The sequence below is a fragment of the Kocuria rhizosphaerae genome (assembly GCF_044462265.1).
Taxonomy (GTDB): Bacteria; Actinomycetota; Actinomycetes; order Actinomycetales; family Micrococcaceae; genus Kocuria; species Kocuria rhizosphaerae.
The window spans coordinates 1-5,820 of sequence record NZ_JBISWL010000149.1 but is presented as its reverse complement, the minus strand read 5'-3'; the positions used below and the strand labels follow the sequence as shown (position 1 = coordinate 5,820).

At 73.2% G+C, this 5,820-nt stretch carries 6 protein-coding genes and 1 tRNA gene; 6 read left to right on the top strand and 1 reads right to left on the bottom strand.

The window, feature by feature from the left end; all coding sequences use genetic code 11:
* The first annotated feature begins 118 nt into the window (after positions 1-118).
* From ACH9EU_RS17810 to ACH9EU_RS17790, 5 genes are all read left to right on the top strand, one after another.
* Positions 119-958 carry a phage holin family protein gene (locus ACH9EU_RS17810; protein WP_396415243.1) on the top strand — a complete coding sequence of 280 codons (840 nt, stop codon included), beginning with the start codon at positions 119-121 and terminating at the stop codon, positions 956-958.
* Positions 959-1,104: 146 nt separating this feature from the next.
* Entirely contained in the window at positions 1,105-2,070 is a 966-nt protein-coding gene (locus ACH9EU_RS17805) for a DMT family transporter (RefSeq protein ID WP_396415242.1), read from the top strand.
* Positions 2,067-3,320, top strand: a complete 1,254-nt coding sequence (locus tag ACH9EU_RS17800) for a glycosyltransferase (RefSeq protein WP_396415241.1) — start codon at positions 2,067-2,069, stop codon at positions 3,318-3,320. Before ACH9EU_RS17805 ends, ACH9EU_RS17800 begins: the two co-directional genes overlap by 4 nt.
* A gap of 34 nt (positions 3,321-3,354) precedes the next feature.
* Positions 3,355-3,428: transfer RNA gene (locus ACH9EU_RS17795), tRNA-Ile, on the top strand.
* Between the two features lie 131 nt (positions 3,429-3,559).
* Entirely contained in the window at positions 3,560-3,874 is a 315-nt protein-coding gene (locus ACH9EU_RS17790) for a hypothetical protein (protein WP_396415240.1), read from the top strand.
* Here the strand turns inward: ACH9EU_RS17790 and ACH9EU_RS17785 are convergent.
* A complete protein-coding gene (locus ACH9EU_RS17785) occupies positions 3,856-4,392 on the bottom strand; it encodes a peptidoglycan DD-metalloendopeptidase family protein (RefSeq protein ID WP_396415239.1) in 537 nt (178 codons plus the stop codon). The genes ACH9EU_RS17790 and ACH9EU_RS17785 overlap by 19 nt on opposite strands.
* 430 nt (positions 4,393-4,822) lie before the next feature.
* Here ACH9EU_RS17785 and rpsB point away from each other — a divergent pair, with 430 nt between their 5' ends.
* Positions 4,823-5,752, top strand: a complete 930-nt coding sequence (rpsB, locus tag ACH9EU_RS17780) for a 30S ribosomal protein S2 (RefSeq protein ID WP_396415238.1) — start codon at positions 4,823-4,825, stop codon at positions 5,750-5,752.
* Positions 5,753-5,820: the final 68 nt, after the last annotated feature.

The following is a 5,820-nucleotide window of genomic DNA, read 5'->3' as shown; positions in this document are numbered from 1 at the left end:
GGGCACCCCCCGCGTGCCAGGACCGGCCACGCCTCCGCCGCGTGCGCCTCCGCCTCGGGAGCCCAGTGGTAGCTTGGTGCTCAGTCCACGTACTTTCCCAGATTCAACGGAGGCGGGCATGAGTCACTCGGTAGGCCCCAGCACGGGCGGCACCTCGGGAGCGGGCCCGGGACGGTCCGAGCCCGGCGCGGCGTCGATCCTGGACGTCGTCAAGGTCCTCGGGCGGCTGCTGCCCAAGCAGCTCAAGGACGAGGCCCAGCTCGCCAAGATGGAGCTGACGGAGAAGGCCAAGACGATCGGCAAGGGCGCGGCCTTCGTCGTCGTGGGCCTGGTCTTCCTGCTGCTGGCCACCATCGCGCTGGTCGGTGCGGCCATCGCGGGCCTGGCCCAGGTCATGCCGGCCTGGCTCGCGGCCCTGCTGCTCGCGGTGCTCTTCCTCGTGGTCCTGGCGGTCGCGGCGCTCATCGGGGTCTCCACCATCAAGAAGGCCCTCCCGCTGGTGCCGCGGAAGGCCGTCTTCGGCGTCAAGTACGACCTCGGCGTCGTCAAGGAGGGCTCCGCCTACACCGAGGGGCGCGTCCAGCGCGAGGAGCAGCTGGCCCGCGAGCGCAAGGAGCAGGAGAAGCGCGAGGCGGCCCAGGACCCGGCGCGGCAGAAGCCTCCGGCCCCCACCGAGGAGCAGCTGCGGCACCGGCTCAAGCTGCGCCGCGAGCACCTCAAGACCCTGCGCGACGACGTCCAGGGCCGCGTGCAGACCATCCAGTCCACCACCAAGGGCTTCGTGGACCGCACGAGCCACACAGTGAAGACCACGCCCCGGGACGTCAAAGGTCTCCTGGCCACGGGCGGCTCCGCGGGATCCGGCGGGCCGGGCCTGGGCGAGCGCTGGCAGCCGCTGACCGTCCTGGCCGTCGCCGGCAGCGCCTTCGTCGTCCTCCTCCGCAAGCTGTTCCGCTGAAAGGCTCCGGTCGGCGGTTCGAAGGCCCGGAAGCCCGCGCTGCCTCCGGGCCTTCGCCGTGCGTTCACCCTCCGTGCACGGGTCACGGGCGGCTGCCCGGACCCACGCCTCGGTAGACTCCGAGGCGTGAGGAGAGGTCGGAGCGCGTGGTGAGCCAGTGGCTGGCCGTGGGTCTCGCCCTGCTCGCGGCCCTGTGCCTGGCCGTCGGGACGCAGAAACAGGGCAGCGCGGTGGCCGACCGGGCTCACGGGCGGCTCCGGTTCCGTGCCCTGCCCGTCCTGCTCCGCAGCCCCCGGTGGCTGCTCGGCCTGGCCCTGCTGGGCCTGGGCACCGTGCTCAACATCGCCGCCCTGGGCCTGGCCACCGTCACCGTCGTGCAGCCCATCGGCGTCGTCGCGCTCGTGATCACCGCCCTGCTCCACGCCCGGCACCGGAAGCTGCGCCTCAACCGGCGCACCTGGACCTCGATCGTGCTGTGCACCGTGGGCGGGGCGGTGTTCGTCACGTCCGCGGTGGTCGCGACCGACCCCGCCCAACGGATCTCGCAGTGGGCCGAGCGCACGGTGGTCGTCATGCTCGTGGTGCTCGTCTGCGTCCTGACGGTCGCAGCGGTGCTGTTCCGCCGCGGTCTGACCAGCACGTTCTACGTGGTCGGCGCCGGCATGCTCTACGGGTTCGTGGCGGTGCTGGTCCGCCTGGTCCTGACACGGATCCAGGGCAGCCCGGGTGGTCCCCTGGACGACGTCAGCTGGGTGGCGGTGACGGCCGCCGCCGCCGCGGCCGTGCTGGGCGGATGGTTCGTCCAGAACGCCTTCGCCGGAGGGCCCCCTGACCTGGTGATCGCCGGCCTGACCGTGCTGGACCCCATGGTCGGCGTCCTGCTGGGCCTGCTGGTCCTCGGCGAGGCGGGGCCGGGGTTCTCCGTGCTCAGCGGCGTCCTCATGACCGCGGCCGGTGCGATTGCTATAGTCGGGGTCGCCGTGCTCTCGCAGCACCACCCGGAGGTCCTGGCCCGTCGCGCCGCGCTCGCGGGGCGGGACGGAGCGGCACCGGGCCACCCGCCCGCAGCACACGACCGAGCCGCACACGATCGACCGGGAAGCCACGCTTGAGCGCCGAGACCACGACAACCGATCGAGCCCTGACCGTCCTGCTGGGCGCGGAGACGTATCCGCCGGACGTCAACGGCTGCGCGCAGTTCACGCACCGCCTCGCCCGGGGCCTGCACGAGAGGGGGCACCGCGTGCACACGGTGTGTGCACGTCCCGACCCGGGACCGTCCCAGGTGCGCGACGACGACGGCGTCACGGAGCACCGGATGCGCTCCCACCGGGCGTTCACCCACCCGTACTTCAGGATGTGCCTGCCCTGGCAGGTCAAGGGCGAGATCCGGCGGATCCTCGACGAGGTCCGTCCGGACGTGGTGCACGTCCAGTGCCACTACATCCTCGGCCGGCTGCTCGTGCGCGAGGCCCGCCGCCGGGGGATCCGCCTCGTCGGCACCAACCACTTCGTGCCCGAGAACCTGGAGCCGTTCCTGCCGTTCCCCCAGTGGTTCCTGGACTGGTACCGCCGCGTCTCGTGGCGGGACATGGTGCACGTCCTGGGAGGCTGCGACGTGGTGACGGCTCCCACCCCGCTGGCCGTGCGCACCATGGTCCTCAACGGCTTCCCCGACACGGTGCTGCCCGTCTCCAACGGGATCCGGATCTCCGACTACGAGGCCCACGTCGGCGAGGCGCCGCGCCACGGCGTCCACCCGACGGTCCTGTTCGTGGGCCGGCTCGCCGTGGAGAAGAACGTCGACGTGCTCATCGAGGCGCTCTCCCTGCTGCCCGCGGAGCTCGGCGCGCACCTGGAGCTCGCCGGTGAGGGCGAGCAGCGTGCCGCGCTGGAGAAGCTGGCACGCGCCCTCGGCGTGGCCGACCGGGTGCACTTCCTGGGCTACGTCCCCGACGATCGGCTGCGGGAGGCGTACCTGCGGGCGGACGTCTTCTGCCAGCCGGGCACCGCCGAGCTGCAGTCCCTCGTGACCCTCGAGGCGATGTCGGCCTCCCGCCCGGTCGTCCTGGCCGACGCGCGCGCCCTGCCGCACCTGGCCGAGAACGGCGTCAACGGGTGGCTCTTCGCCCCCGGGGACGCCCGGGAACTGGCCGACCGGCTCGCCCGCGTGCTGAACGCCCCGCCCGGGGAACGTGAGCGGATGGGCCGCGAGAGCCGCCGCAAGGTCGCGCAGCACAGCTTCCCCCGGACCGTGGAGACCTTCTTGCGGATCTACCGCGGCGAGCATCCCGAGCCCGTTCCGCGGCGGGCCCTCAGGCCGCGCCGGCTGCGCGGACGGCTGGCCGCCCTGGTGCGGTAACGTTGTCCTGCGCCGCCGGGCCCGTTCCCGGCACGGGGCCGTAGCTCAGCTGGTCAGAGCAGAGGACTCATAATCCTTCGGTCGTGGGTTCAAGCCCCACCGGCCCTACCCACCACCCCTCCTCCCCGAGCACGGGGGGAGGGGTGTGCTCGTCGGGGCGGGTGCGCGGTTCCCACCGGTGTGGTGCACTGGACTTCCCGACCGCGGGAGACACCGAGACCGACCGAAGGGATGCGGAGATGAGCCGTCGCACGTTGTGGGGTCCCCTGTCCGCCGCCGCTCTGGCGCTGGCCGCGCTGACGGGTTGCGACCTGACCGCCGAGGACGCCGAACAGGACGTCGAACAGGGCAGGGAGCAGGTCGAGGAGGGGGCCGAGCAGCTCCAGCAGGACGCGGAGGAGGGGGCTCAGCGGCTCCAGCAGGACGCGGAGGAGGGGGCCGAGCGGCTCCAGCAGGACGCGGAGGAGGGGGCCGAGCGGCTCCAGCAGGAGATCGAGCAGGGCGCCGAGGAGGCCGAGCAGCAGCTCGGCGGGGATCAGGACGACCAGGGCTGAGCCGCCGTCCGCAGCTCCGCCGGGACCGGGAGCAGCACCGAGGGCTCGAGCTCGCCCACGAACGCGAGGGGATTGACGTAGTCGTCGCCGCGTCGCACGCCCCAGTGCAGGCAGGTCCCCTCCCGGCAGTGGTCGCGGCCGCGCACCACGCCCAGGACCTGGCCCCGGCGCACCCGCTGCCCCCGGACGAGCGGTGACTCGACGGGTTCGAAGCTCGAGCGCAGCCCGCCGCCGTGATCGACCGTGAGCACCGGCCGGTCCACCACGAACCCCGCGAAGCTCACGGTCCCGTCGGCGGGGGAGCGCACCGCAGCCCCGGCCACCGCGCCGAGGTCCACGCCGCGGTGGCCGCTCGACCACCGCTGGGCCGGTGGCGTCCACTCGCCCACGACGGCCGGCCGCGGCGACAGCGGCCAGCTCCAGCCCTCGGCCCCCGTGGCGGGGAGCGGGGCCGGAACCCAGGCCGAGAGCAGCAGGATCGCGACGACGGCGGACCGGGCGGAGGCGGCGGCGGGCATGTTCCCACCCTGGCCGCGGTGAGCGGCGACCGGCACGGGCCGGACCGCGGTGTGGAGGGATCGGCCCGGGGCCCGGCTGCCACGGCGCTGTGCAGTTCCGACCGGACCCCTGTAGTACACTCGACACCGCAGTCTGCTCTCTGCGCGCTCGTGGCGTGCCCACGGCACCGAACCGGACCCGGCCTCCCGCCGGATGCGGCGGTGCGGTGGCGAGCGGTCTGACTTCGCGCGCAGCGCCACCGGGATCTCCTGTCCCGGTCCGGTCGCCCCGGTCCGCGTTCCCCGTCCCGGCGGGGTGCGGTCGGCGGCCTGGCAGCGGACCCGTCCGCTCGCCGCTGCGCCAGGGGCTCGTCCGCCGGACGCAGCCGATAACCGTACCCGCGGGCCGGGCGTCGTCGCGCGCCCTCCTGCACGAGAACTAGGAGACGACATGTCCGTCGTTACCATGCGCCAGCTCCTCGACAGCGGCGTCCACTTCGGCCACCAGACCCGGCGCTGGAACCCGAAGATGAAGCGCTTCATCTTCACCGAGCGCAACGGCATCTACATCATCGACCTCCAGCAGTCGCTGTCCTTCATCGACCGCGCCTACGAGGCCGTCAGGACCACCGTCGCCCACGGGGGCACCATCCTCTTCGTCGGCACCAAGAAGCAGGCCCAGGAGGCCATCGCCGAGCAGGCCACCCGCGTGGGCATGCCCTATGTGAACCACCGCTGGCTCGGCGGCATGCTGACCAACTTCGCCACGGTCTCCAAGCGCATCGAGCGCATGAAGGAGCTCGAGGAGATCGACTTCGACGACGTCGCCGGCTCGCAGTACACCAAGAAGGAGCTGCTGCTGCTGCGTCGTGAGAAGGAGAAGCTGGAGCGCACCCTCGGCGGCATCCGCAACCTGACCAAGGCCCCGTCCCTGGTCTGGATCGTGGACACCAAGAAGGAGCACCTGGCGGTCGACGAGGCCCAGAAGCTCGGCATCCCCGTCGTGGCGATCCTCGACACCAACTGCGACCCCGACGAGGTCGCGTTCCCGATCCCGGGCAACGACGACGCCATCCGCTCCGTCAACCTCCTGACCCGCGTGATCGCCGACGCCGTCGCCGAGGGCCTCATGGAGCGCCACAACAAGAAGTCCGGTGGATCGGAGCAGGCCGCGGAGCCCCTGGCCGAGTGGGAGCGCGAGCTCCTCGAGCAGCACACCGCCGAGCAGGGCGCCGCCGAGCAGGGCGCCGCCGAGGCGCCGGCCGAGGCCGCCGCGACCGAGGCGCCGGCCGAGGCTGCCGCGACCGAGGCGCCGGCCGAGGCCGCCGCGACCGAGGCTCCGGCCGAGGCCCCGGCCGAGACCGAGACTGCCGCCGAGTAGTCTCCGTCCACCGTCCGTTTCCCCGGCGGGGCGATGCCCCGCCCGAGGCCGGCCGGGGCGGGCCCGCG